This is a genomic window from Epilithonimonas tenax DSM 16811 (genome assembly GCF_000428485.1).
Taxonomy (GTDB): domain Bacteria; phylum Bacteroidota; class Bacteroidia; order Flavobacteriales; family Weeksellaceae; genus Epilithonimonas; species Epilithonimonas tenax.
On sequence record NZ_AUAA01000001.1, the window covers coordinates 115,301 to 139,805 of the forward strand.

The 24,505-nt window shown below is 38.2% G+C and carries 21 protein-coding genes; 12 read left to right on the forward strand and 9 right to left on the reverse strand.

From position 1 onward, the window contains the following. The first annotated feature begins 76 nt into the window (after positions 1 to 76). The 4 genes from acs to F564_RS0100535 all read left to right on the forward strand — a co-directional run bounded on the left by acs (position 77) and on the right by F564_RS0100535 (position 4,160). A complete protein-coding gene (gene acs, locus F564_RS0100515) occupies positions 77 to 1,984 on the forward strand; it encodes an acetate--CoA ligase (protein ID WP_028120867.1) in 1,908 nt (635 codons plus the stop codon). 397 nt (positions 1,985 to 2,381) lie between these two features. Then, entirely contained in the window at positions 2,382 to 2,774 is a 393-nt protein-coding gene (locus tag F564_RS0100520; protein ID WP_028120868.1) for a surface-adhesin E family protein, read from the forward strand. A gap of 513 nt (positions 2,775 to 3,287) precedes the next feature. Next, positions 3,288 to 3,461 (forward strand): hypothetical protein, encoded by a 174-nt coding sequence (locus F564_RS0100530; protein ID WP_154656769.1) that lies wholly within the window; start codon positions 3,288 to 3,290, stop codon positions 3,459 to 3,461. Between the two features lie 90 nt (positions 3,462 to 3,551). Beyond that, positions 3,552 to 4,160 carry a dual specificity protein phosphatase family protein gene (locus tag F564_RS0100535; RefSeq protein ID WP_051259508.1) on the forward strand — a complete coding sequence of 203 codons (609 nt, stop codon included), beginning with the start codon at positions 3,552 to 3,554 and terminating at the stop codon, positions 4,158 to 4,160. A gap of 184 nt (positions 4,161 to 4,344) precedes the next feature. Here F564_RS0100535 and cphA read toward each other — a convergent pair whose 3' ends face one another. Beyond that, positions 4,345 to 6,972: a cyanophycin synthetase gene (cphA, locus tag F564_RS0100540; RefSeq protein ID WP_028120871.1), complete on the reverse strand. Its 2,628-nt coding sequence runs from the start codon at positions 6,970 to 6,972 to the stop codon at positions 4,345 to 4,347. Between the two features lie 354 nt (positions 6,973 to 7,326). Here cphA and F564_RS0100545 point away from each other — a divergent pair, with 354 nt between their 5' ends. The 4 genes from F564_RS0100545 (at position 7,327) to F564_RS0100560 (ending at position 9,813) form a co-directional block, all read left to right on the forward strand. Further along, complete coding sequence (locus F564_RS0100545) at positions 7,327 to 8,226, forward strand: cyanophycinase (protein WP_028120872.1); 900 nt, start codon at positions 7,327 to 7,329, stop codon at positions 8,224 to 8,226. 149 nt (positions 8,227 to 8,375) lie between these two features. Further along, on the forward strand, positions 8,376 to 9,218 hold the full coding sequence (locus tag F564_RS0100550) for an isoaspartyl peptidase/L-asparaginase (RefSeq protein ID WP_028120873.1): 843 nt from the start codon (positions 8,376 to 8,378) through the stop codon (positions 9,216 to 9,218). 107 nt (positions 9,219 to 9,325) lie between these two features. Next, positions 9,326 to 9,568, forward strand: a complete 243-nt coding sequence (locus tag F564_RS21175) for a DUF2752 domain-containing protein (RefSeq protein ID WP_394330620.1) — start codon at positions 9,326 to 9,328, stop codon at positions 9,566 to 9,568. Continuing rightward, positions 9,565 to 9,813 (forward strand): hypothetical protein, encoded by a 249-nt coding sequence (locus F564_RS0100560; RefSeq protein ID WP_028120875.1) that lies wholly within the window; start codon positions 9,565 to 9,567, stop codon positions 9,811 to 9,813. The genes F564_RS21175 and F564_RS0100560 overlap by 4 nt, the downstream gene beginning before the upstream one ends. An 84-nt stretch (positions 9,814 to 9,897) precedes the next feature. Here the strand turns inward: F564_RS0100560 and F564_RS0100565 are convergent, their stop codons facing one another. From F564_RS0100565 to F564_RS0100575, 3 genes are read right to left on the reverse strand one after another with little or no spacing between them, the layout of a single operon-like run. Further along, entirely contained in the window at positions 9,898 to 10,881 is a 984-nt protein-coding gene (locus tag F564_RS0100565) for a PLP-dependent cysteine synthase family protein (RefSeq protein WP_028120876.1), read from the reverse strand. Between the two features lie 34 nt (positions 10,882 to 10,915). Beyond that, on the reverse strand, positions 10,916 to 11,521 hold the full coding sequence (locus F564_RS0100570; RefSeq protein WP_028120877.1) for a hypothetical protein: 606 nt from the start codon (positions 11,519 to 11,521) through the stop codon (positions 10,916 to 10,918). 21 nt (positions 11,522 to 11,542) lie between these two features. Continuing rightward, positions 11,543 to 12,772 (reverse strand): ABC transporter permease, encoded by a 1,230-nt coding sequence (locus F564_RS0100575; protein WP_028120878.1) that lies wholly within the window; start codon positions 12,770 to 12,772, stop codon positions 11,543 to 11,545. A 4-nt stretch (positions 12,773 to 12,776) separates the two neighbouring features. Between F564_RS0100575 and F564_RS0100580 the strand changes: the two genes are divergently transcribed. Then, complete coding sequence (locus F564_RS0100580) at positions 12,777 to 13,973, forward strand: exo-beta-N-acetylmuramidase NamZ family protein (protein WP_028120879.1); 1,197 nt, start codon at positions 12,777 to 12,779, stop codon at positions 13,971 to 13,973. A 1,075-nt stretch (positions 13,974 to 15,048) separates the two neighbouring features. On the opposite strand, the gene F564_RS0100595 is transcribed toward F564_RS0100580, so the two are convergent. Beyond that, the gene (locus F564_RS0100595) at positions 15,049 to 15,492 is read right to left on the reverse strand and encodes a 6-pyruvoyl trahydropterin synthase family protein (RefSeq protein WP_028120882.1); all 444 of its coding nucleotides are present in this window, start codon (positions 15,490 to 15,492) and stop codon (positions 15,049 to 15,051) included. A 100-nt stretch (positions 15,493 to 15,592) separates the two neighbouring features. On the opposite strand from F564_RS0100595, the gene F564_RS0100600 reads away from it, so the two are divergent. Continuing rightward, positions 15,593 to 16,060, forward strand: coding sequence for a hypothetical protein (locus F564_RS0100600; protein WP_028120883.1), 468 nt, complete (start codon positions 15,593 to 15,595; stop codon positions 16,058 to 16,060). Positions 16,061 to 16,063: 3 nt separating this feature from the next. On the opposite strand, the gene F564_RS0100605 is transcribed toward F564_RS0100600, so the two are convergent. The 3 genes from F564_RS0100605 to pheT all read right to left on the reverse strand — a co-directional run bounded on the left by F564_RS0100605 (position 16,064) and on the right by pheT (position 21,157). Continuing rightward, positions 16,064 to 16,894, reverse strand: a complete 831-nt coding sequence (locus F564_RS0100605; protein ID WP_028120884.1) for an alpha/beta hydrolase family protein — start codon at positions 16,892 to 16,894, stop codon at positions 16,064 to 16,066. A 52-nt stretch (positions 16,895 to 16,946) separates the two neighbouring features. Then, positions 16,947 to 18,326, reverse strand: coding sequence for an oxygen-independent coproporphyrinogen III oxidase (gene hemN / locus F564_RS0100610; RefSeq protein WP_028120885.1), 1,380 nt, complete (start codon positions 18,324 to 18,326; stop codon positions 16,947 to 16,949). Between the two features lie 389 nt (positions 18,327 to 18,715). Beyond that, positions 18,716 to 21,157: a phenylalanine--tRNA ligase subunit beta gene (pheT, locus tag F564_RS0100615; RefSeq protein ID WP_394330621.1), complete on the reverse strand. Its 2,442-nt coding sequence runs from the start codon at positions 21,155 to 21,157 to the stop codon at positions 18,716 to 18,718. Between the two features lie 142 nt (positions 21,158 to 21,299). On the opposite strand from pheT, the gene F564_RS0100620 reads away from it, so the two are divergent. Together F564_RS0100620 and F564_RS0100625 are read left to right on the forward strand one after the other, a co-directional pair. Next, positions 21,300 to 22,706, forward strand: coding sequence for a leucine-rich repeat domain-containing protein (locus F564_RS0100620; RefSeq protein WP_028120887.1), 1,407 nt, complete (start codon positions 21,300 to 21,302; stop codon positions 22,704 to 22,706). Continuing rightward, positions 22,703 to 23,041 carry a hypothetical protein gene (locus F564_RS0100625; RefSeq protein ID WP_028120888.1) on the forward strand — a complete coding sequence of 113 codons (339 nt, stop codon included), beginning with the start codon at positions 22,703 to 22,705 and terminating at the stop codon, positions 23,039 to 23,041. Before F564_RS0100620 ends, F564_RS0100625 begins: the two co-directional genes overlap by 4 nt. A 153-nt stretch (positions 23,042 to 23,194) precedes the next feature. Here F564_RS0100625 and dnaN read toward each other — a convergent pair whose 3' ends face one another. After that, the gene (gene dnaN, locus F564_RS0100630) at positions 23,195 to 24,325 is read right to left on the reverse strand and encodes a DNA polymerase III subunit beta (protein WP_028120889.1); all 1,131 of its coding nucleotides are present in this window, start codon (positions 24,323 to 24,325) and stop codon (positions 23,195 to 23,197) included. Positions 24,326 to 24,505 lie beyond the last annotated feature (180 nt).

Sequence of the window (24,505 nt, forward strand, 5' to 3'; positions counted from 1 at the left end):
ATAACATAAAAACAGACAAGGCGAATTATTCAAGAATAAAGAAACAATGATTTTAAAAATTAAAAATAGATAAACAATGAGAAATTATCACATTCAGAATTTACAGGATTATTTCAAAGAGTACAAGAAATCAATCCAGAATCCGAAGAAGTTTTGGGATAAAATTGCGGATGAAAATTTCGTCTGGTATCAGCGCTGGTCCAAAGTGGTGGATTATGACATGCAGGAAGCCAACATCAAATGGTTCAAAAATGCGAAACTTAACATCACCAAAAACTGCCTGGACAGGCACCTTTCCGTACGTGGTGACAAAACAGCGATCATCTGGGAACCAAACGACCCGAAGGATGAAGCACAGCACATCTCTTACAACGACCTATACACCAGAGTCAACAAAGTAGCTAATATCCTTCGCGGATTAGGAATTGAAAAAGGTGATAGAGTCTGCATCTACTTACCCATGATTCCGGAATTAGCGGTCACAATGTTGGCTTGCGCGAAATTGGGCGCAGTTCACTCCGTGGTATTTGCAGGGTTCTCAGCTTCAGCAGTGGCTTCCAGAGTGAATGACTGTGGCGCAAAAATGATCATCACCTCCGACGGCAGTTACAGAGGCAACAAAGTGCTTGACTTGAAAAGTCTTGTGGACGAAGCCCTTGAAAAGACACCAACAGTCGAGAACGTCTTGGTGGTCAAACGAACCCACAACGATGTCCAGATGAAAGAAGGCCGTGACCATTGGATGGATGACTATTATGACAAGGCTTCTGCAGATTTTGTGACTGTCATTATGGACGCAGAAGATCCGCTGTTCATCCTCTATACGTCAGGATCCACAGGGAAACCGAAGGGAATGTTACACACCTGCGCCGGCTATATGGTTTACACAGCTTACACATTCAAGAATGTCTTTAATTATAAAGAGAATGACATCTACTGGTGTACAGCAGATATCGGCTGGATCACGGGACATTCCTACATCCTCTACGGTCCACTTCTGAATGGCGCAACAACTGTCATCTTCGAAGGCGTGCCCACGTTCCCCGATGCGGGAAGATTCTGGGAAGTGATCGAAAAGCACAAAGTGACTCAGTTTTACACCGCCCCGACAGCCATCCGTTCGCTGGCGAAAGAAAGTGTAGATTGGGTGGTGAAACACAATCTGGACTCATTGAAGGTCATCGGCTCTGTGGGAGAACCTATCAACGATGAGGCTTGGCACTGGTACAACGATAATGTCGGGAAGAAAAAATGCCCGATTGTCGATACCTGGTGGCAGACAGAAACCGGCGGTATTATGATCTCGCCGATCCCGTTTGTAACGCCCACCAAACCTACCTACGCCACGCTCCCACTGCCAGGAATCCAGCCAGTTCTAATGGATGAAAAACGCAACGAGATCACTGGAAACCAGGTGGACGGGAATCTATGCATCCGTTTTCCGTGGCCAGGAATTGCCAGAACCATATGGGGCGATCACCAACGGTATAAGGAAACCTACTTCTCCGCTTTCCCTGGAAAATATTTCACGGGTGATGGCGCTCTGAGGGACGAAGTGGGCTATTACAGGATCACAGGCCGAGTGGATGATGTGATCATCGTTTCGGGTCACAATCTGGGGACAGCACCCATTGAGGACAGCATCAATGAGCATCCAGCGGTAGCAGAATCGGCGATCGTAGGTTATCCGCACGACATCAAAGGGAATGCGCTCTACGGTTTTGTCATACTGAAAGAAGCAGGTGAAGAAAGAAACCGCGAGAACCTGGCCAAAGAAATCAACCAGTTGATCTCTGAACAGATTGGGCCGATTGCGAAGCTGGATAAGATCCAGTTTGTATCCGGGTTACCAAAGACGAGATCCGGGAAGATTATGCGCCGAATCCTCAGGAAAATTGCCGAAGGCGACTTCAACAGCTTTGGAGATATCTCGACGTTGCTAAATCCGGAAATTGTGGAGGAAATTAAGAATGAGAAAGTCTAGAGGAAGAAGTTAGAGCTTAGATTGCAGAAGTTAGAATTGATACCTTTTATCCTTAATTATACAACAAAGCCATCCGAATCAGGGTGGCTTTTGTGCTGTAATAAAGTCTCGTGCATTTACACGAAAGACTTGACGATGCTGTTGTTTCAATTTTCCGCTAACGTTTTGGTTTTTAAAATATTAATGATTAAAGAGAATTTCAGATCAGGGATGATATCCATATAAAAGACCATTTTTAAGAATGATTTCCGTAAGATCACAGGAGATGAACAGCTTTTGGATTCAATGTGGAATTATTAATTGATATTATGTTAAATTAATAAATTAATCATCTGATTATCAGTCTATTTTGTAAATTTGAACAAACTAAATTCACTAACCAATTGAAAACTACAAAATGAACAAACCTTTATTAGCCCTTTCGCTCATCCTATTTTCTTACAGCTATTCGCAGGATTGGAAATACATTTTTGAAAATAATACTGATACCTTTTACTACAAACCCAATACAGAAAATACGGCGTGGATAAAAATGATATCTGTCAAAACAGAATACTATCCAAAAAATTCTACCGGTTTAAAGGTGATTGACGGTTATACATTAACCCTATGGAAATTTGACTGCGAACACAAAAAAACAGGCCTTATCCAATGGAATGTCTACTCAAAAGAAGATAATCTCTTAACCAGTTTAAAACAAAATCAATATTTGGCTGAGATGGCATATGCGATTCCGGATTCTGTGGGAGAAGGTTTTTTTGGTGTGTTTTGTAACAATGAGTACAAATAGCCCAGTTGGATGGTTTAATTTTTCTAATTACATAAGTTAAATTATTGTTAATAAGTTTTTTTTTAAAAATACTGACTTGTCATATTTTAAATAAAAAAAATGGACTAGATATCTGACTGTTTTGTAAATTTGAATCAAACAAAAAAACCAATACTTAGCGTTTGTTGACAAATAATTGAAAATTCAATTATTCAGATATTTTTCTTCTACCCAAACATAGAGGGCGAAAAAAGCATTGAACATCTCGTCAAAGTTTCGCCTTTTAGGTTTGAGGTAATCATTTTGCTGAAATTCAAAAAGGCCCTTAAACGCTTCAAATGAAAAAAAACCTTTTAGTTCTGTCAGTTCTTGCAGCCTCACTCAGCGCTGCCGCAAGCACAACTACAATAAGATGCGAGCCTGAGCCTTGCACCGACGATAAGATTGGGTTTTATTTCTGAAAATTAGTATTTTAGTGACTTAAAAAAACCAGATTAATCTTAATACTTAAAAATGATGGAAAAGAAAAATCCAATGACTTTTACGATGGGTGTGGTTGCCATCATCGTGGGTGTGGCATTATACAGGCAAATTGATTTCAAAACTATGACTGTGGAGAAGCCTGCGTTGGCGGTGCTATATGCGGTCACTTTTGCGGGTGCTGTTTTTGTACTGATGAAGCATTATTGCGAGAAGGTGGAGAAATAGGAAATTGATCTGACGAGCTGAAAAGAAAAAAGAATAAAGACAAGCTGAGTCTTTGGCTTCTGCTTATTAAAAATTATATTTTAAGAACCTATGACGTTGAATTTTAAAAATAAAACAACGAAAACAACAGCAATTCTACTGATTACAGTTGTAGTATTGGTTTCTGGTTTTGCTTTTTATCAGAAAAAAGTACGGTACAATCTGGTAACGATTTCGGAAAACAAAGTCTACAATTCTGGCGTCATCGCTCCCGAAGAACTGCCCCAAGTCTTAGGCGAAAACCGAATCAAAACAGTGATTGATCTCCGTGATGGCTTGGAACGTACAGCACTGAATCCCGAAACCAAAAAACAGGTAACTGCAGAGGAAAACGCAGTCAACAAAATCGCAGGTGTACAATATTTCAATTTGCCTACAGATCAGATTCCACCAGACAGTACAGTCAAAAAGTTTCTGAAGATTATGGACGACCCTAAGAATTACCCTGTCCTGATCCATTGCCACCACGGTGTTGGGCGTTCCAGATTATTCAGTTCTATTTACAGGATTGAATATGAAGATTTCAGCAATGAAAAAGCAAGAGCAAATGCCCGTTATTTTTGGGAATTAAGCGGTAATTTTTCTAGAAAGTCTGATAAAGGAATGTACCTTACCAATTACAAAAAAAGAAATCTTTCCGACACCAACACTTACAAATAATCATTTAACACAAACAAGGAAAACCGCTACTGTAAGGCTCTTTTGGGCTAAGAGCTTTCCGTAGGAGATCTTATCATTATCCCAGAAAACATGATTGAGTCTGTAAAAATCACAGGCACTTCATTAATGCAAAAAAACCGCCCTATATAACAGAGCGGTTTTGGTTTTTAAACACTTTAAAAGCCTAGTACATCCCTTCGTCCTGAACTTCTTTGTTCTGGTATTCCTGAACGAGTTCTATCGCATTGTTGATAACGTCGCTTAGCGCAGTGATGAACGTTCCTTCCTCTGCCAGACTCATGGCGTGTTTCAGTGCGTCTATCTCTTTCGGGATACATTCATAGCTGATATCTCTGTTGGCATCCTGGATGCCTTCGATGATCAAGCCGTTGATCTCTTCTTCCGGCCGTCCTCTTAGATGTTTTTCGTTTCTGATGATGATATGGTCAAACATTCTTCCGGCAATTTTTCCTATCTCACGGATATCATTATCCCGTCTGTCACCCACGCCGGAGATGATACCGATCTTCTTGTTTGCTTCCACACTTTTCAGGAAATCCTCGATGGCTTCATAACCCGATGGATTATGTGCAAAATCGATCATCACTTTGAAATTTTTGAAGTTAAAGATATTGAGTCTTCCCGGTGTCAGTTGCGCACTTGGGATAAAGGTCGTCAATGCCAAAGCAATATTCGGAATTTCGAAGCCATAAACATAAGCCGCCAATGACGCTGCCAGAACGTTGGCAATCATAAACTTTGCCTTACCTTCCATCGTAATCGGGATATTTTTCACCCTTTCGATTCTGATTTTCCACTCGCCTTTTTTGATGGTTACAAATCCTTCTTCGTAAACGCAGGTAATCCTCCCCTCTTTCGCAAAACGTTTGATGTGGGGATTATTTTCATCCAGACTAAATAGCGCCACTTTGGACTTCAGATCATCTGCAATTCTCATAGAATATTCGTCATCAGCATTCAGGATACACCAGCCGTCTTTCTTCACACTATCCAGAACTACACGTTTCACTTTCGTAAGGTCTTTCAGATTGTGAATATCACTGATGCCCAGGTGATCTTCCTTGATATTGGTCAAAACGCCAATATCACAACTTCCAAAACCAAGACCTGAACGTAGGATTCCACCTCTGGCGGTTTCCAGAACAGCAAATTCTACAGTTGGATCTTTCAGAATAAATTCTGCCGACTGTGGTCCTGTGGTATCGCCTTTCTGAAGCAGTGTATTTTGGATGTAGATCCCGTCAGATGTTGTGAAACCTACTCTTTTGCCATTATTTTTAACGATATGCGCCAGGATCCTTGTCGTGGTTGTTTTTCCGTTCGTACCAGTCAAGGCGATGATTGGAATCCTGAATTCTTTTCCAGGTGGATACAGCATATCGACAACAGGCGCAGCCACGTTCCTTGGCAGTCCTTCACTTGGTGCAAGGTGCATTCTGAAACCAGGTGCAGCATTCACTTCCAGTATGGCGCCGCCACTTTCTTTAAGCGGCTGTGTTAGGTTTTCCGCCATAATATCGATACCGCAAACATCCAATCCGATGATCCTGGAAACGCGCTCCGCCATCTGGATATTTTCCGGATGTATCATATCTGTCACGTCAATAGATGTTCCTCCGGTAGAGAGATTGGCGGTCGATTTTAAGTAGACGATTTCTCCTTTATGAGGGACAGTTTCTAATGCGTAATTCAGTTTTTCAAGAAGTTCATTGGTGTCTTTATCGACATCAATTTCGGTCAACACATTTTCGTGGCCGTAACCCCTTCTTGGATCTGTGTTTTCTTTATCGATCAACGCCTGAATATTGAGTTCACCATCGCCTACCACGTGTGCAGGAACTCGTCTTGCGGCAGCAACCATCTTATGATTGATGACCAACACACGGAAATCAAAACCTGTGATGTATCTTTCTACGATCACTTTTTTTGAATATTTCTGAGCGTGTTCCAGTCCGGTGCGCGCTGTCTCAAAATCATTGACATTGATAGAAGCACCCTTTCCGTGGTTGCCATCCAAAGGTTTGATTACCAAAGGATATCCAAATTTTTTGATGGCTTGTTCCAAACCTTCTTCATCTACAACAAGACTTCCCGATGGAACCGGAATGGCGGCATCTTCCAGCATTTTTTTTGTCAGCTCCTTATTACATGCAATATCTACTGCAATACTGCTGGTATTACCTGTAATAGTGGCCTGAAATCTCTGCTGATTGATCCCGTAGCCTAATTGAACCAGAGAGTTCTTACCCAGTCGGATCCAAGGAATTCTTCTGGAAACAGCTTCTTCAACAATACTTCCTGTGGATGGCCCTAGTCTTTCGCTTTCACGGAGTTCTTTGAGGTGGTGGATACATTCTTCGATATCATAGGCTGTAGCAGCTATCAATGCTTCGGCAATTTTCACGGCTTCTTCTGCCGCAAAGATCCCAGCCTGTTCTTCTTTATAATTGAAAACCACGTTGTACACGCCTGGTGTTTTGGTTTCACGCGTTCTTCCGAAACCAACATCCATTCCTGCCAGCGTCTGGATCTCCAGAGCAATATGCTCTATCACGTGCCCCATCCAAGTGCCCATTTCTACACGTTTGAAAAAGCCGCCTACGCAACCTTCGGAGCATCTGTGAGAAATCAGTGATGGCAACAACAGTTCTATCCTTTCGCGGAAGCCATCTATCTTGTTGGTTGGAAAATGTTCCGTTTCCTCCAGATCCAGGCGCATCTGTATTAGTTTCTTTCTGGTTATACTCCAGATATTGGGACCTCTTAAAACCTGTATTTTCTCAATTTTCATATTTAATAGTAGATGTTAGATATTAGACTTTGGATATTAGACTTAAAATCAATGTCTTAAAATACCTTTTTAAGATTTCTCGACTGTATAGAAAGCTATTCCTTAAGATCATTAGTCAGTTCAACTTTATCAAAGATAATAGAAAAGCATTTAAATCACGAAAAATCAGAAATAAATATTTTAGTATAAAAATCATTCTTTGCCATTTTTATAAAATAATTGAATATTTCTTGGTTTAAAATTATTTTTCGAAACAAATAAGTGGTAAATTACCAAAACACCGAATAAAGTTAATTGCGATTTACCTTAAAAATATGAGGTATATTCTATCATGATTTATTATTTTTGTTAACTATGAAATCAAAAGGAAAACTTGTCATCATTGGAGGCGCTGTAAACAAAGGAAGTTTTACAGAAACCGATTTTGACCAGAACGTCGAAAAAAACCTCAACTTTTTTGAACGAGGTATCCTCAGAAAAATCATCAACGAATCCAAACTTAAGGAAGATTCTGTAATAGAAATTATTACAACGGCTTCTCAGATCCCTGATATTGTTGGCCCGGAATACAAAAAGGCTTTCGAGTTTTTAGGCACCAAAACCTGCAATATTCTGGATATCCAAACCCGTGAACAAGCGAATAGCGATGCAATTGTTGCAAGAGCCAATGCGGCTGATGTGGTGATGTTCACCGGTGGCGATCAGCTGCGTCTGACCTCTATCCTGGGTGGAACCAGATTTCACGATACCATTTTGACGAAATATCAAACAGAAGATTTTATTTATGCCGGTACTTCTGCCGGTGCAGCGGCGGCATCAGAAAATATGATTTACCAAGGTTCCAGCTCTGAAGCACTATTGAAAGGTGAGATCAAAACCACGCAGGGTCTTGGCTTTATAGAAAATGTGATCATCGATACCCATTTTGTTCAGCGTGGAAGAATCGGAAGGTTGTTCCAAGCTGTGGTCAACAATCCCAGAACTTTAGGAATTGGCCTGGGTGAAGACACCGGATTATTCATCGAAGATGATAAAATGACTGCAATTGGTTCTGGTTTGGTAATCATTGTAGACGGACTTCAAATTAAGGATACCAATCTAACAAACGTTGAACTTGGACAACCCATTTCTATTAAAAACCTCATCGTAGATGTGCTGTCTATGAATGATACTTTTGATATGAAATCCAGGGAAATGACCATTGTCAATTCCCAATACAATCCCATTCCGCAGATCGCACCGCATCAATCATAATAAGATGTTAGATATTATAATTTAAATTAATGCATCGTGGCTCCACAAGGTGTGCTGAGGCTGGTAATCCCTATGTAAATCTTTCAAAAATATCAGTCTGAGGCTTTCGAAGACGAAGACCAATCATAACTAAAATTCCCTATCTAAGAATGAAGATCATCATCCACGGCGGTTTTTTCTCCGAAAGCAATCAAAGCCACGAAGTGAAAGTTGCCAAACAAAATTCTCTGAAAACCATTGCTGAAAAATCATACGATTTTATGAAGACGAATTCAGCATTCGATACGGTCGCCTATGCGGTTTCGCTTTTGGAAGATGACGAGCTGTACAATGCAGGCATTGGATCTCAAATCCAAAGTGACGGCATCATCCGGATGAGCGCGGCGATTATGGATGGCGAAACGCAGAAAATGAGTGGTGTGATCAATCTTCAGGATGTTAAGAATCCGATTTTTGTAGCGAAGGAATTAATGAAGGAAGACGACCGTGTTCTTGGAGGAAACGGCGCAAAACAATATGCTACAAAAAACGGCTTTGAAAACGTCTCCACCGAAATCCCACAACGAAGAAAAGAATACGAAGAAAAACTAAAAACCGGCGGCAAAGGAACCGTTGGCGCTGTTGCAATTGATAAAGACGGAAAATTGGCCGTTGCTACTTCTACTGGCGGAAAAGGTTTTGAAATCCCGGGAAGAATTTCGGATTCTGCCACGGTTGCCGGGAATTATGCCAACCAATTTTGTGCGGTAAGTTGTACTGGCGTTGGCGAAGATATCGTAAGCAATGCGACCTCAGCCAAGATTGTTACCAGAGTGACAGACGGATTGACCATAGAAAATGCCTTCGACAGAACCTTTGAAGAACTGAAAGAAATTGATGGTTTTGCTGGCGCGATTGGTATCGATTCTGAGGGCAATATCTTCCATCAGGACTCTTATCCAACGATGGTTTTTGCGAGTTTTGATGGGGTGGATTTTGAGGTTTTTGAGTGATTAAAATTTAATTTCTATTATTGAAGCTATTCTCAAAAAACCAGGAACTCAAAAACGCAATCCGTATTATTTGGCAGATCACAGCGATTCTTTCCATTTTAATATTGTTGATTTTATTTTTCATTGATGATCAAATCATTCTATCTAAAGTTCCAATTTGTGAGGCTAGGAAAAAAGGGTCAGAATGTTTACTGTGCGGATCGACACACGCTTTTCTTGAACTTAAAAACTTAAATTTCAAAAGTGCTTTCGCATTGAATAAGTTAAGCCCGTTTATGTTCATCGTTCTCATCATCAATTCACTTTTATTTTTAAATCATTTATTCAAAAACGATAAAACAAAACTATGAAAACAGCAAGCCTCGTGATGGGAATTTTATCAATTTTCGGAATGTTTTTCGGATTTATCCCGTGTTTGGGAGCGTTCAATTGGATTAATATTCCATTTGCTATGATCGGTTTGGTCATCGGCATCGCAGCTTATGTTCAGGAAGACGGTTTGCCAAAAAACAATGCAACAGCTGGAATCATTATGTGCAGTATCGCAGCATTTTTTGGATTAGTCAGATTATTTTTGGGCGGAGGAATTGTATAGATCCTCAATACAGTTCATTAGACAAACAAAACCGCCTCGTTATAAAACAAGGCGGTTTTTATCATTTATCAATTTTTATAATTACTACTCCAGCCAACCCATTTCCTTCATCCACTCGTCGTTGTAGATTTTACCCACATAACGGGAACCGTGATCGTGAAGCAGAACGACAATGATGTCATCTTTTGTGAATTGATCTTTCATCTGAACCAAGGCAGCCATGGCGCTTCCTGCAGAATATCCACAGAATATGCCTTCTTCTTTTGCCAGTCTTCTTGCGTAGATCGCGCCGTCTTTGTCCGTCACTTTCTCAAAATGGTCGATGACGCTCATATCATAATTTTCAGGAAGAATATCTTCACCGATTCCTTCTGTAACATAAGTGTAGGCGTGATCCAAATGTATTTCTCCGGTTTCGTGGATCTCTTTTAGGATAGAACCATAAGTATCAACACCAATGACTTTGATACCCGGATTTTTTTCTTTAAAGAATGTCCCACAACCTGTCACTGTTCCGCCTGTTCCTGCACCAGCTACAAAATGCGTCAGTTTCCCTTCTGTCTGATCCCAGATTTCCGGAGCTGTGCTTTCGTAATGTGCCTGTCTGTTGGAAAGGTTGTCATACTGGTTCACATACCAGCCATTTTCTGTCTCGGTAGCCAGTCTTTTGGAGACTGAATAATACGAACGTGGATCTGTAGGTTTCACATCTGTAGGACAAACGATGACCTCTGCGCCAACCGCACGAAGAATATCACATTTTTCCTTAGATTGCTTGGAGTTGGTGACGAAGATGCATTTGTAACCTTTTTGGATTGCAACAAGCGCCAAGCCCATTCCTGTATTTCCGGAAGTACCCTCAATGATGGTTCCGCCGGGTTTCAGACGGCCGTCTTTCTCGGCATCTTCTATCATCTTCAGCGCCATTCTGTCTTTTACAGAATTTCCCGGATTTGTGGTTTCTACTTTTGCAAGAACCAAAGCTGGGAAATCTTCTCCAAGAACTCTGTTTATTTTGACTAATGGTGTGTTACCAATCGTTTCTACAATGTTGTTATAATATTTCATATTTCTATTTTTCTTATCTATTCTGTTTCAAATCTTATCCTCTGGATCTTTCCACAAGTACCATCATCAGAAAACTTAAAACAACCAGGGATTCATCTTCATCATCAATATCGATTAATCGCTCTAGCTGAAACCGTCTTCCAACCAACGAAGGCATTTTTTTTAGTCGGAAATATTCTTTCCCTGCATGATCCTTTACGGTGTACGATGGATTGAGGAAATATCCTGTAAACATTCCTACAATAGGAATCTCGCTCACGATCCCGTCCAATACTTTTATCCAGCCATTGTCCTCGTTAATCTGGTATTTTGGCTGATCGTTGGCACCAATGATATCATATTGTGATTTCCAGAAAGAACGCATCCCTCTTCTGGCAAGCCTTCCAACAGTTCTCCCATTCACCAGGTCCGTCATCGAAAAAGAGGCATTGAAATCGATCCATTGGTTTGCTTTTATTCTGAAAAGTTCCTCAGATTTCGATTCGTTCTGATAGACAATGACGTCATCTTTCAGTTTGAATATTTTTTCGCGGACGTAGGCTACATTATTTCCATCTCTGTCTGCTATATTAAAATCACTGGAAATGGTTGTAATTTTAAACTTAAAATCAAGCGGATAATTAAGGTTTTTGAGTATCATTTAGGATTTTTTGGTCTTTTATTAGCTGTATTTGATCGCTCGTACAGGAGAAATTTTACTAATCAAATAGCTTGGCAAGATCATCGCTATTCCTGAAACAATAAAGATACCAACGGACACAGCAATGATATAAACAGGGTTGAGATCTACCGGAACTGTGCTGATAAAATAATTTTCGGGATCCAGTTTGATAAATCCACTATATTTCTGAATCAACAGCAGTCCAATGCCGATCACGTTTCCTGCCAATAATCCTGGAATCATAATCAGTAAAGTGTAATTGATAAATATGGATCTGACCTGAGCATTGGAAGCACCCATCGTCTTCAAAACCCCGATGGAATTGGTCCTTTCGATGATCAAAATTAATAACACCATCACGATATTGATTACCACGACCAAAAGCATGATGGTAATGATCAATGAGATATTCTGATTGAAAATATTGATCCAATCTAGGATCTGCGGATATTTTTCGGTTACTTTTTCTGCGTAATTTTTGTAACCAATGTACTTTTCGATTTCAGGAAAAACCTCATCGGTCTGATTTGTATTCTTTAGGAAAACATCCAGCCCACCAACCTGCTTTTCGTCCATATTCATCACTTTGCGCACGTGGTTGATATCGCCAATGATGTACAGATCATCCACCAGTTTGATGTCCGTTTTGTAAATGCCTTTGACTACAAATTTTCTATAAATCGGTTTCTGGTCTTCCTTTGAGAAAATCGTAACAATGCTGTCATTCGTTTTTAAAGAAAGATCACTGGCAATTTTTTCTGACAGAATGATCTCGTTGTTATAACCATCTTCCTTAAAATCAGGAATAGAGCCTGCGATCATAAACGGCTGGAATCTGGTTTTGTCAAAATCCTTTCCTACACCTTTCAGAATGATACCTGCAAAATTGGTTTCGGTTCGCAGAATGCCACTTACCGAAGCGTAAGACTGCAATCCTGCAACACCTGGAATATGTTTCACTGCGTTGATATCCAGCCCTTGTGTTTCCAAAACCGAGGAATTGTAGGAAGAGTTGGATCGTGTGGATTTTACAGAAATATCTCCGCTGAAATTTGAGATTCGGTCTTCGATGGCTTTTTTGGAACCCAGACCTGTGGATATCGTAATCAAAGAAACAATGATGCCCAATGCCACAGAAAGCCTGCCGATGTAGACGATGACCTTCGAGAGATTATTTTTGTTATCTTTGGAAAACGCTATCTTTTTCGAGAAATATAACGGAAAATTCAAATCAATGATATTAAGCTTCAAAAATAAAACTTTAGTTTTTATCCTGCTAATTTATTTTACTTCAATCCCATTTATAAAAGGTCAGAAACCAGGAAAAGACTGCTTTGCGACTGCTGCGGACAGACCAGAACTCTATCTTCCACTTCTGAAGAATAAAAATGTGATTGTTGCCGCAAACCAAACCAGTCTTTTGAAGGACAAAAAACATCTGGTCGATTTTTTAGTAGAAAAAAATATTAAGATCAAATCCATCTTCGCCCCAGAGCACGGTTTCCGAGGGACGGCAGACGCTGGAGAACATGTAAAAAGTGGTATCGACACCAAGACAGGATTACCGATTGTCTCGCTTTATGGCGACAACAAAAAACCAAAAGCAGAATATCTGAAAGGCGCCGATGTGATATTATTTGACATCCAAGATGTTGGCGTACGTTTTTATACGTACATATCGACACTTTCCTATATTATGGAAGCGGCGGCAGAAAGTAATATTGAAGTGATTGTCCTGGACAGACCCAATCCCCACGATGGCTACACAGACGGACCAATGATGCGTGAGCAATGGAAAAGCTTTGTCGGACTGCACAACGTTCCCGTGGTGTATGGCTTGACTATTGGCGAATATGGTAAAATGGTCAATGGTGAAAAGTGGCTTAAGAACAGTATCACTGCAAAATACACGCTGATCCCTATGCTGAATTATCACAAGCAAAAGCGCTACGGCGTTTCTGATAAACCATCACCAAATCTGCCCAATGACAGATCCATCAATCTCTATCCGAGTCTTTGTTTTTTTGAAGGCACGCAGGTTTCTGTAGGCCGTGGGACAGATTTACCTTTCCAGATCTATGGAAGCCCGTGGACGAAAGGTTTTCCTTACCAATTCACGCCCAAGCCAACTGCAGGAGCTAAAGATCCTTTCCTGAATGGCAAATTATGTCACGGAGAAAATCTAAGCAATTACAGTCAGGATTTACAAGTTTTGAACCTCGGATGGCTTTTAAACTCTTATAAAAACTACAAAAATCCTGAGCAGGATTTCTTCCTCAAGAATCTTTTCTTTGATAAGCTTGCAGGAAGTGATGCACTGAGAAAGCAAATCATTGCCGGAACATCCGAGAAAGAAATTAAGGAAAGCTGGAAAAAAGACCTTGAAAGTTTTGAAAAAATAAGACAGAAATATCTGGTTTATCCAAACTAACAAAACTCGTACAAAAGCGGGGTTTCTTTTGATATAAATCTGCGATATTATTTAAAAAAATACGAAAATCAAGCGTTGAAACAAGACGTGTAAGTTACATGCTTCACCGCTCCTTCTTGATTAGAAGTATGGCTGTATGCGAAACTAAGATCAACACCAAGTGGCGGGTTATTTGTTGTACTGTAAAAACATCTTCTAACCCCAACCCAAATAAGGCATTACCTTAGATGCTGACTTGAAATAATAAGCCTCATTGGGCAGTGCAACTTTCGCAACGGTCTTATTACAACAACGTTCCGGCGCTTGGCGAGGTTGCGAGCTTCGGAACCGATTATTTTCTATCCGAGATAAAATTTCTTGCGAGAAATAAACGTGAATTTACTACAAAATTCGCAATCTTGCCAAACGCCTGTTATGCGTTGCTTTTATTGTATAAAGTGTTTTTTGATTCCAATCTGTTCCCATTTTTCTTTATCACTTTTTTGGAACATAATTGTAAATGTTGCGAAATATTGATCCCAATCTTCGTCAAGGAATATTGATTTACTTTTGGCTACAATATATAAAAAAGCAAATTTTTCATTTGTTGAGTATTGAGGTTCAGAAACCAAAAAGTAAAAACCTTTTCCGTCGAATTTTTTGATTGTATTGTAATTACGGCCTTGAATTTGATTTTTTTTTGAGGAAATCAAGCTTGCTTTTGCGCTTAGTTTTTTCTTCTCCTTATCTTCAATTAAAAGATCAAGAGTTTTGTCAGTAATAAGTATAAAGAATGATAATAATGGTGTTCTTCCTTTTTAATTTCTTCAACCACTTTCGGATCTTTTAAATCTACATTTTCAAGGTAGAATGTTTTTGGTTGCCAAACTATTGTAGTATCAATTATCAGAAACTTTCTTGGTATTTTATCACCCATTATTTTCAACAATTCAAAATTTTCTTTTTTTGAGAACGCTAAATCATAGAGTTCTTTAGTTTGAGAAATCCCTGAAAAGGATATTAAGAATAATAAATAGATTAAGTTTTAGAAATTCAGTGGTTTTATACACAGTTTTTCCAAAGTAACGCCTAACTATCAATTCTCTTCAGCCAGCCATTCGCCGTAAGAATTTTCGGTTTCGTGCAATTTGAGGTAGGCGAGTTGAACTTCGGAAGGCAGTTTTGATTTGATTTTGGAAGCAATGTCGTAAAGCATATTTTCGCAAGTCGGCTGGTAATCACAGAAAATAACTTGATGACCTTGGTTTTCCAGACTTTCGCCAAGACTTCTGTGGGGCGACGCACCGTTTACCAAAACCGAATGATCCCAAAGATCGATGATTTCCTCATTCACAATTTTTTTGATATCCCCAAAATCTACTACCATCCCATTTTTGTGGTGATCCAGATCATTGATAGGATTTCCCTTGACGGTTACAAACAATTTGTAGGAATGGCCGTGCATATTCTTGCATTTCCCATCATAATTATAAAGCACGTGCGCCGTCTCGAAAGTAAAAATCTTGGTTATCCTTATCATTCTGCAAAGATAATCAAAAATCCGTTTTATAATTTTCACAAAAGATTTGTCGCCCACTATCCAAATGCTTATTTTTGTAACTGAAAACGCAAGCAACACAATGAAAAAAACAATTCTATTCTTAACCCTACTTTCCTCTGTTTACTTCTATTCCCAGGACTTTTCAGGCATCAATAAAATCCTTGAAAAAATCGAGGAAAAAGGCAAAAAAATGAAAGATGCCAGCAATTACGAGCTGAAGGGCAAAAAGTTCGTCCTGGTAGAAGATTTTGAAGATCATACGGAACGTCATGTTTTAGAATTCAATGCAGACGGTACTTTGACGCTGATAGAACTAATTGACGATAAATCCAACGGACAAAGTTTTTCCAATATTTTCACCGGCGATTACATCCGTAAGAAAAATGCAATATCTGTACGTGCCAACTTTCTGGAAGGAAAAAAAATAGCGATGCCTTTGGTGTATAATCTTTATATAATGAACGCCAGTAACATCTGGTACCTGAAAGATATCAACAGCAGCAAGCGCTGGATCGAGAATAACAATCTGATCAAAAAGAAGCAATAGATGCTATTTTTTCTTTAAAAAATCAATACAAATTTCTACAGCTTTATCTAGTTCTTTTGGTAAAAAATCACCTTCCCAAGGTTCTTTGGCGCCAAAGGTATGACCTGCATTTCCTATGATCCTGAGTTCTGAATGCTTGGTCCAATGGTGTAGCTGTTTTGAATGATCGCTGCTTACAGATTCATCTGTAGAACCGTGAATCAATAAGGTGGGAATTGTTAATTTTTTACACGCTTTTTCAACATCTAAGCTTTCCTTATTATTTTCAAAGTCCTGATAGAACTGAAAGTAATGAGGCATTTTCTGTTTTGTTCTGGCATTTTCCACAAAATAAACGCCTTCTTTTTTCCAGTCTTCGAAAGCTTCATTTTTAGGAAAACGGTCTAGTGAGGAAACACTGGCGAGCGTTATTAGTTTTGTAATGCTTTTATTTTCAGCAGCTTTAATCACAGAAACTCCACCACCTCGGCTGTGACCAATTAAAGTAATATGGTCGTAATCCACTTCTTTTTGAGTTTTAAAATGATTGATAACCAATTCCAAATCCGCCAATTCTCTGGAATAATTGTTTTGCCCAAAAGCTTCCAGGTCTGCAAAGTTATTTGGATGCAATACTGTTGTGCCGTTGTGTGACATATTGAATGTAACAAAATAAAATCCAGCATCTGCGAACTTCTCTCCCATCAGCTTCCAAGCTCCCCAATCTTTGTAGCCTTTGTAGCCGTGAACAAAAATCAGTAAGGGTAGTTTCTCCTCAGAAACCGGGAAAATAGCGTCTGACAAGAACTCTTTTTCGTTCTTTAGAATAAGGTTATTTTGTATCATCAGTTTCATCCCGAATGGTATTAAAATAAAAAAGGAAGTTAATGAAAACTTCCTTTATATATTATATGGTCATCGAGAAAATCCGAGTTTCTGGTTTATTTCTCAACATTCTGAGGTCAAAAACCATGGCTACATTTCTTGTAAAAGCGCGTCCTTTTTCTGTGATCTTAATTTGATTTTCTGCGATCTCTACCAATCCGTCAGATTCCATTTCTTTCAGTTTTTCAATGGCGTTTTCAATTTCAGGGAAAGAGGTTTGCAGATCCCAACTGGTTTCCAACTGACACATCAGATTCAGGATGTGCTTTCTGATCATCAGGTCTTCCTGATCCAAAATATGACCTCGGAAAACAGGAATCTGACCCTCTTCTACCATGTTCTGATACTCTTCTACGGTTTTTGCATTCTGTGCAAATGCGTACCAGGAATCGGAGATTGCGGACATTCCCAAACCAACCATCAACTGGGTTTTGCTGGAGGTGTAACCCATAAAGTTGCGGTGCAGTTTTTTCTGAATCAAAGACTGATAAAGATCGTCATGATGCAGCGCAAAGTGATCCATCCCGACTTCTATGTATCCCAGATCTTCCAGCAATTTTTTCCCGTCTTCGTACAGTCTTCTTTTTTCCTCGCCACTTGGTAAATCATTTTCATCAAAACCGCGTTGCCCAACGCCTTTTACCCAAGGTACATGCGCGTAGGAATAGAATGCGAGGCGGTCCGGTTTCAGTTCCAGCGTTTTTCGGATGGTGAATTCCATGGCTTCCCAGGATTGGTGTGGTAATCCAAAGACCAAATCGTGGCTCACACCCTTGTAACCAATTTCTCTCGCCCATTCTGTTACATTCTTTACATTTTCAAAAGGCTGAATTCTGTTGATCGCTTTCTGAACTTTTGGATCGTAGTCCTGAACACCAAAACTGACTCTGGTAAATCCAAGATCATACAAAGTCTGCAAATGGGCTTTTGTGGTGTTATTCGGGTGGCCTTCAAAACTGAACTCCTGATCTTCTGCAATGTCTACGGTATCAAAAATACCTTGTAGTAGTGTTCTCAGATTTTCCGGAGAAAAGAAAGTGGGCGTTCCACCACCCAGGTGAAGTTCTTTCAGTTTTGGTTTCTGAGTCTGGGCCTGGGATTCTTGGTTGAACAATTCGAGATACAATTTCCACTCCTTCAGTACACTTTCCATATAAGGAATCTCTACAGAATGCTGCTTGGTAATCCTTTTGTGACAGGCACAAAATGTACAGAGCGCTTCGCAGAACGGTAAGTGAATGTAGATGGAAATCCCTTCTTCGGCATTGCTTTCCGAAAAAGATCTGATCACGGATTTTTTCCAGAGATCTGCGGTAAAACCGGCTTCATTCCAATATGGAACGGTTGGGTAAGAGGTGTAACGGGGCCCTGGAATATTGTATTTGTCGACTAGAGAATTCATTGAGGCAAAGTTACAAAAATTGCATTTGGAATGCTTTTGATTTGGGATGATTTTTGATTGGAAGTTTCTATAATGGATGACAAAATTTTTATCAAATGACAAATCCCATAGCCCCGATAGAAACGGCATCCTTTTTTGTCTTTCTGTCAAAGGTCTATTGATAAAAAAAACCGGATAAAGACAAAAAAGATATAGTGGATAGCGGGAAACAGCTCCTAATAATTTGACTTTATTATTTAATTTTGTTATAATTTATAAGGAGTTTTATTTTTATATGTCTTCGAGAACCTCAGACTGACAAAGAAAAAACCCTGTCAGCGTTTGAAAATCTGACAGGGCCTTTATATGAATAACTTTGTCAAAGATTCTGAACTTTGACAAAGTAAAAATTATCTCAATTCTGCGTTCAATTCTTTTGTGAAAGACTTTATAAGCGAATTCATCACTTCTGAGATGTCTTTGTCTTCCAAGGTTTTTTCCTCGTTAAGCAGTTCAAAACTCATGGCGTAAGATTTTTTGCCTTCCGGTAGATTTTCCCCTTCGTAAACGTCGAAGAGATTGATTTTTTTGAGAAAAGGCGATTTGTTTTTCTTGGCCAACTCGTACAATTCTGAGTAAGAAACCGTCTTGTCTACCAGCAATGCAAGATCCCTTCTGATTTTATTGAATTTTGGGATATCGGCGAATTTGAGATTCTCTTTGCTTCTGAAAGACTGGCAATTTTCCAATTCTATCTCTGCGTAGAAAACTTGCTGACTGATATCGAAGTCCTTGAGTAACTGTGGAGAGACTTTGCCTAATCTTGCCAGGGTTTTTCCTTCCGCTGTAATTTCCAGAGCATCTGAGAAACGGTCGTCTTCCAGGGCAGATTCGTGAAGATCCAGATTCAGTTTTTCAAGAAGAATTTTCACATAGGCCTTCAAGTGGTAGAAATCTGTTGCGCTTTTTGGCTGAAGCCAGTTTTCTGCAACCTCTCTCCCTGTTGTAAGAATCGCCAATTGTTTTCTCTCCTCGTATTGTTCTTTTTTGTGATAGATTTTGCCAAGTTCGAAAAACTTGATGTCGGCAGATTTTCTGTTGATATTGTAGATCGCATTTCCTAGAAGACCTTCTAACAAAGACTTTCTCATGAATGCAAGATCATTGCTTAAGGGATTGAGTAACTTAACAGCATCGGTTTCATCTTTTACGGAAGTGAGTGAATTGTTCATCACTTCATTAAAACCATTTGATTGTAACGTCCTTGCCCAAGCGTTTTCCAAAGCATCCTGATCTTCAAAATCAAGCTTCACGGGTGTGAAGGAAATTTTCTTTGGCGCTTCTATTTTGTTGTAGCCATAGATTCTTAGAACTTCTTCGATCACGTCTATTTCTCTTGTGACATCTGCCCTGTAAACGGGAATTGATAGTTCCAATCCGTTTTGGATTTCGTTAAGAATGGTGATCTCCAGAGATTTCAAAATTTCTTTAATTTTCTCCCGGTGGATTTTCGTCCCAAGGATCTGATCGATCTTCGAATATCTAAAAACCACATAATGATCTTTGATTTTCTCGGGATAATGTTCCAAAATTTCGCCAACCAACTTGCCACCAGCCAATTCCTGAATGAGCTTGATAGCGTTGGTCAAAGCTGTTCTTGCATTGTTCGGATCCACACCTCTTTCGAAGCGGAAAGACGCATCGGTATTGAGTCCGTGGAATTTCGAAGCTTTTCTGATCGCTACTGGATTGAAGTAAGCACTTTCCAAAAATATCGTTTTGGTTTCAGAAGAAACGCCACTTTCGCTTCCACCAAAAACGCCGGCGATGCAAAGTGGATTGTCTTTTCCGTCTTTGATGATGATCTCGGAACCGCTTAAAGTTCTTTCCACACCATCCAAAGTTTTGAATTTCGTCCCTTCTTCTACGGTTCCAACTTTCACCGTTTTATCCGCAATTTTATCAGCATCAAAAGCATGAAGTGGCTGTCCAAGACCGTGAAGGATGTAATTGGTAATATCTACTACATTATTAATAGGCGAAAGTCCGATGGCTTTCAGTCTTGCTTTCAACCAATCTGGAGAAGCTTTCACTTCTACACTTTCTATGACAGCTCCAAGATATCTTGGTGTCTGTTCTGTGCTTTCAACTTCTAATTTGAACTCGTGCGAACCTTCTATGGTTAAGACTTTGGATTCTATTTTTGTGAATTCTGATTTCAGATTATTGGAAATCAGGAAAGCCTGCAAGTCTCTGGCAACGCCATAATGTGACATGGCGTCGGTTCTGTTTGGTGTGAGTCCGATCTCGTAAACCTCATCATTGGTCAATTCAAAATAGTCTGCAAAGTTTTTCCCCACTTCGAATTTTTCTGAATCCAAGACCATAATGCCGCCGTGATCGTCGCTTAAACCTAATTCGTCTTCTGCGCAGATCATTCCTTCGGAAACTTCGCCACGGATTTTTGCTTTTTTGATATCGAAAGAAGTGCCGTCTTTTGCATAGATTTTGGTACCAACCACTGCAACAGGAACGGTTTGTCCTTCGGCAACATTTGGTGCACCACAAACGATTTCCAAAATTTTTCCGCCGCCAACATCAACGGTTGTTTTGTTGAGTTTATCGGCGTTCGGATGTTTTTCGCAAGTCAAAACCTTGCCAACAACGATTCCTTCCAAGCTACCTTTTACGCTTTCGAATTTATCCACACCTTCCACTTCCAGACCGATGTCTGTAAGGTAAGCACTGATCTTCTCCGTAGAAAGTTCAGTTTTGATATAATCCTTAAGCCAATTATTTGAGATTTTCATTTGATTGATTTGAAATTTGAGGTTTGAAATTTGAAATTCCAGAACCTTTAAGCTTGCAAATATCGTGATTTTTTAAGAAACTGGAAAGCTAAAATTTCCACAAATACTATACTGAAAAATGATTTAATTTTATTATTTCAAGAATGTTTTATAAATTACAAAACTATTTAAAACTATAACACAAATGCTTTATTACATACACATTCAAGAAACAATTGGTGATTTTAACGAATCAATAATTTGGTTAAGAAATGTAGATTATGAGGAAGCTGTTGAACTAATCCAAAATAATTCTCCTGCATTTTGCAACAATATTTCTTTTTCAATTCCCTATCATCTTGAACCAACTATTATAACAAATGACTTAACATTAAGCCTACTATTTAGGAATGCGTTTGATTTGAACGAATTTATAAGTTATTGTGGATTAGTAATAGAGAACACAGAACGTAGACCCTTTTATTATCAACAAACAAATTTCAATTCTAAATATTCAAGATTTATCATTCAAGCAATTAATCAAATTTTAATTGGAAATTATTCCTTTGCAAGTTTAAATACTCAAAAAATTCTTTCATTCTTAGGAGATTGTGATGATGAAGAAACTCTAGATATAAATTCCTTAATTTTTAATGGTGTTTGGCTTGATAAGAATGAAAGTGAATTTAATTTTTCTGAAGATGATATTTATTTTAATAATCTATGGGAAGAGTTACCCTTAAATTGGAAAAAACTTATTATAAGTCCTTTGGGAGGTATATTTAATAATTATCAAACAACTAAAGAATTAACAAAGTCTATTTTTCAAACTGATATTTTAGATTTTGATAAACTAGAAATGGTGTATAATTCAGAATTAGATATAAATTATCTAAAATTTTTCAGTAAGCTTAAAAGTTTAATTATAAAAAGAAAGAATATTATTAACGCTCGCTATATTGAAAATTTAGAGAATTTAGAAACGATAAATTTATCAAGCTCTACTATTGATGATATTTCTTTTATAAAAAGTCTAAAAAATTTAAAAAAATTAGATTTATCCGAAGTAATAATCAGAAACCAAAATATCTTTAATGACACAAATTTTAATATGGATAAACTCGAATATTTAGACATCTCCAAATGCAATTTTGAGTCATACAACTTCTTAAAAAATTTTAAAAATTTAAGAGTTTTAAAAATTCATAAAACCAATTTCAAAGATTTTAACATACTTTTAAATTTAACAAAATTAGAAGAGTTAGATATTTCATTTACAGCTTTTAACAACTATGAATTTATCAAAAACTCTTCAAAATTAAAAACACTTGACTTATATGCTACTGAAATCACAAGTACGGAAGGACTTAGTAATTTTAAAGAATTGTCATATCTTAACATTGGTAAAACACAAATCGAAAGCATACTTCCTTTATATACAAATGATAATTTAGAAACATTAATTTGTTGTGATTGTAAATTAAAGTCATTAACTCCTATGAAAAGCTTAAAAATATTTGATATGCGATTTAATAATGATATTGATACCGATGAATTATTAAATTATGAAAAATTGATTGGATATAAAATATTAGATTTTCAATGGCTATGAAAATTCAAGAATACGGTAACAAAGAAATTAAAAATGCAATTATCAAATCCTTTTTAGAAAAAGACCCAAAATATTTTATTCCTTTTCTGCTATCAAAAAATGTTTTTGTCGAGTATTGGAATAAAACAAAATTCTATCAAGTCTTTAAAAATGAAATTTTAAATTTGGAAATAAAGGATGGATTTAGAGAAATTAAATTTGAAAATCAAGATTGGGGTTATTGTGATGATTACACTCAACTAAATATTTATGATAATTACCATTTACATCCTAGATTTTCAATTCTTTTCAAGGATGAAAATGAAAAACTATATTTAGAATTCAATCCTTTTTAAAACTAATATTCGTAGATTGGAATTGAGATTCCTACGGAATGACAAATATTGGATTTAAAGCTATCAAACAAAAAATGAGACTCGAAAAATTCAAGTCTCATTTTTTTTATTTATAAAATTAATGAAAATCATTCATCAATTATCATTCATCACTTATAAACCAATCACTGGCATTGACAGCATCAGGATACTTTCGTTTTCCTCCAATCCGTCAACCGGCTCTACGATTCCTGGTCTGTTTGGCTGAGACATTTTCATCGTCACATCGTCAGAAGCCAAAACGGATAACATCTCTGTCAGGAATTTTGAACTGAAACCGATGTTGATATCATCACCGTTGTAATCGCAAGGAATCTGCATATCTGCCTTGTTCGCGTATTCCGTATCTTCTGCGTGAAGGTGAAGCACGTTTCCGGACAATTTAAACCTTACCTGATTGGTAGATTTGTTGGACATAATGGACGCTCTTCTGATAGAACTCAAAAGCAAACCTCTATTGATGGTCAAAACATTTGGATTTTCTTTTGGGATAACAGCGTTGTAGTTTGGATATTTTCCATCAATCAAACGACAGATCCAAGTGTTGTTTCCAAAAGTGAATTTCGCCATATTATCACTAAACTCGATCAACACATCTTCTGTTGAATTGTTCAGGATATTTTTGAAAATCGCCAAAGGTTTTTTCGGCATAATGAATTCCAAAGTCTCGGGATGCGTGACATCTGTTCTTTTGTAAACCACCAATCTGTGAGAATCTGTAGATACAAAATTGGTCTCATCTTCTTTAAATTGAAATAAAACACCCGTCATAACCGGACGAAGAGAATCGTTACTCGTCGCAAACAAAGTATTCGCCAAAGCTTCTGCCAAAACGCCACCGGAAATGGTCACTTTTTGAGACGCATCGAACTCCGGTAATTCCGGATAATCGTCTGCATTGTCTAGCGCTACTGCAAAGTTATCTTTCTCATCCAAGATCTCTAGAACGCTTCCGTTCCCGTCTTCGGAATCTTTCACGGCCAAAGTCAAAGGTTGCTCGCCATAAGTCTTCAAGAAATCCTGAAAGATCTTACCTGGAACTGCTAATTTTCCTTTATCATCTGACTTCACATCCAGGGAAGTAATCAAGGTTGTTTCACCGTCAGATGCGGTAACAGTCAATAAGTTCTGATCTAACTCGAACAGAAAATTCTCCAAAATTGGTCTAGACTGTGAACCGGAAATCACGCCGCTAACTGTCTGTAAAGCTTTTTGCAAATCGCCACTGGCAACAATAAATCTCATAAACTGTATTTATTTCAATTGTACAAAGATAATGAATTTGATGTGATTTTAAAAGCTGTATTTATTTAGTTATTAACAATTTTTCATTTGGAGTAAAATAAGTTTGGATAACTTTGTCGAAGTTTATTAATGATCATTTTTTTTGAACGCAAAGTCCGCTAAGTTTATTGAGTTTATTGA

What these genes read in the sequence shown, in the direction of transcription:
- F564_RS0100545 (WP_028120872.1), top strand. Translation starts at nt 7,327, where the DNA reads ATGAAATCAAAAGGAAAACTTGTCATCATTGGAGGCGCTGTAAACAAA.
- dnaN (WP_028120889.1), bottom strand. Translation starts at nt 24,325, where the DNA reads ATGAGATTTATTGTTGCCAGTGGCGATTTGCAAAAAGCTTTACAGACA.
- hemN (WP_028120885.1), bottom strand. Translation starts at nt 18,326, where the DNA reads ATGAATTCTCTAGTCGACAAATACAATATTCCAGGGCCCCGTTACACC.
- acs (WP_028120867.1), top strand. Translation starts at nt 77, where the DNA reads ATGAGAAATTATCACATTCAGAATTTACAGGATTATTTCAAAGAGTAC.
- F564_RS0100535 (WP_051259508.1), top strand. Translation starts at nt 3,552, where the DNA reads ATGACGTTGAATTTTAAAAATAAAACAACGAAAACAACAGCAATTCTA.
- F564_RS0100625 (WP_028120888.1), top strand. Translation starts at nt 22,703, where the DNA reads ATGAAAATTCAAGAATACGGTAACAAAGAAATTAAAAATGCAATTATC.
- F564_RS0100530 (WP_154656769.1), top strand. Translation starts at nt 3,288, where the DNA reads ATGACTTTTACGATGGGTGTGGTTGCCATCATCGTGGGTGTGGCATTA.
- F564_RS0100620 (WP_028120887.1), top strand. Translation starts at nt 21,300, where the DNA reads ATGCTTTATTACATACACATTCAAGAAACAATTGGTGATTTTAACGAA.
- F564_RS0100560 (WP_028120875.1), top strand. Translation starts at nt 9,565, where the DNA reads ATGAAAACAGCAAGCCTCGTGATGGGAATTTTATCAATTTTCGGAATG.
- F564_RS0100570 (WP_028120877.1), bottom strand. Translation starts at nt 11,521, where the DNA reads ATGATACTCAAAAACCTTAATTATCCGCTTGATTTTAAGTTTAAAATT.
- F564_RS0100605 (WP_028120884.1), bottom strand. Translation starts at nt 16,894, where the DNA reads ATGAAACTGATGATACAAAATAACCTTATTCTAAAGAACGAAAAAGAG.
- F564_RS0100550 (WP_028120873.1), top strand. Translation starts at nt 8,376, where the DNA reads ATGAAGATCATCATCCACGGCGGTTTTTTCTCCGAAAGCAATCAAAGC.
- cphA (WP_028120871.1), bottom strand. Translation starts at nt 6,972, where the DNA reads ATGAAAATTGAGAAAATACAGGTTTTAAGAGGTCCCAATATCTGGAGT.
- F564_RS0100580 (WP_028120879.1), top strand. Translation starts at nt 12,777, where the DNA reads ATGATATTAAGCTTCAAAAATAAAACTTTAGTTTTTATCCTGCTAATT.
- F564_RS0100600 (WP_028120883.1), top strand. Translation starts at nt 15,593, where the DNA reads ATGAAAAAAACAATTCTATTCTTAACCCTACTTTCCTCTGTTTACTTC.
- F564_RS0100520 (WP_028120868.1), top strand. Translation starts at nt 2,382, where the DNA reads ATGAACAAACCTTTATTAGCCCTTTCGCTCATCCTATTTTCTTACAGC.
- F564_RS0100595 (WP_028120882.1), bottom strand. Translation starts at nt 15,492, where the DNA reads ATGATAAGGATAACCAAGATTTTTACTTTCGAGACGGCGCACGTGCTT.
- F564_RS0100565 (WP_028120876.1), bottom strand. Translation starts at nt 10,881, where the DNA reads ATGAAATATTATAACAACATTGTAGAAACGATTGGTAACACACCATTA.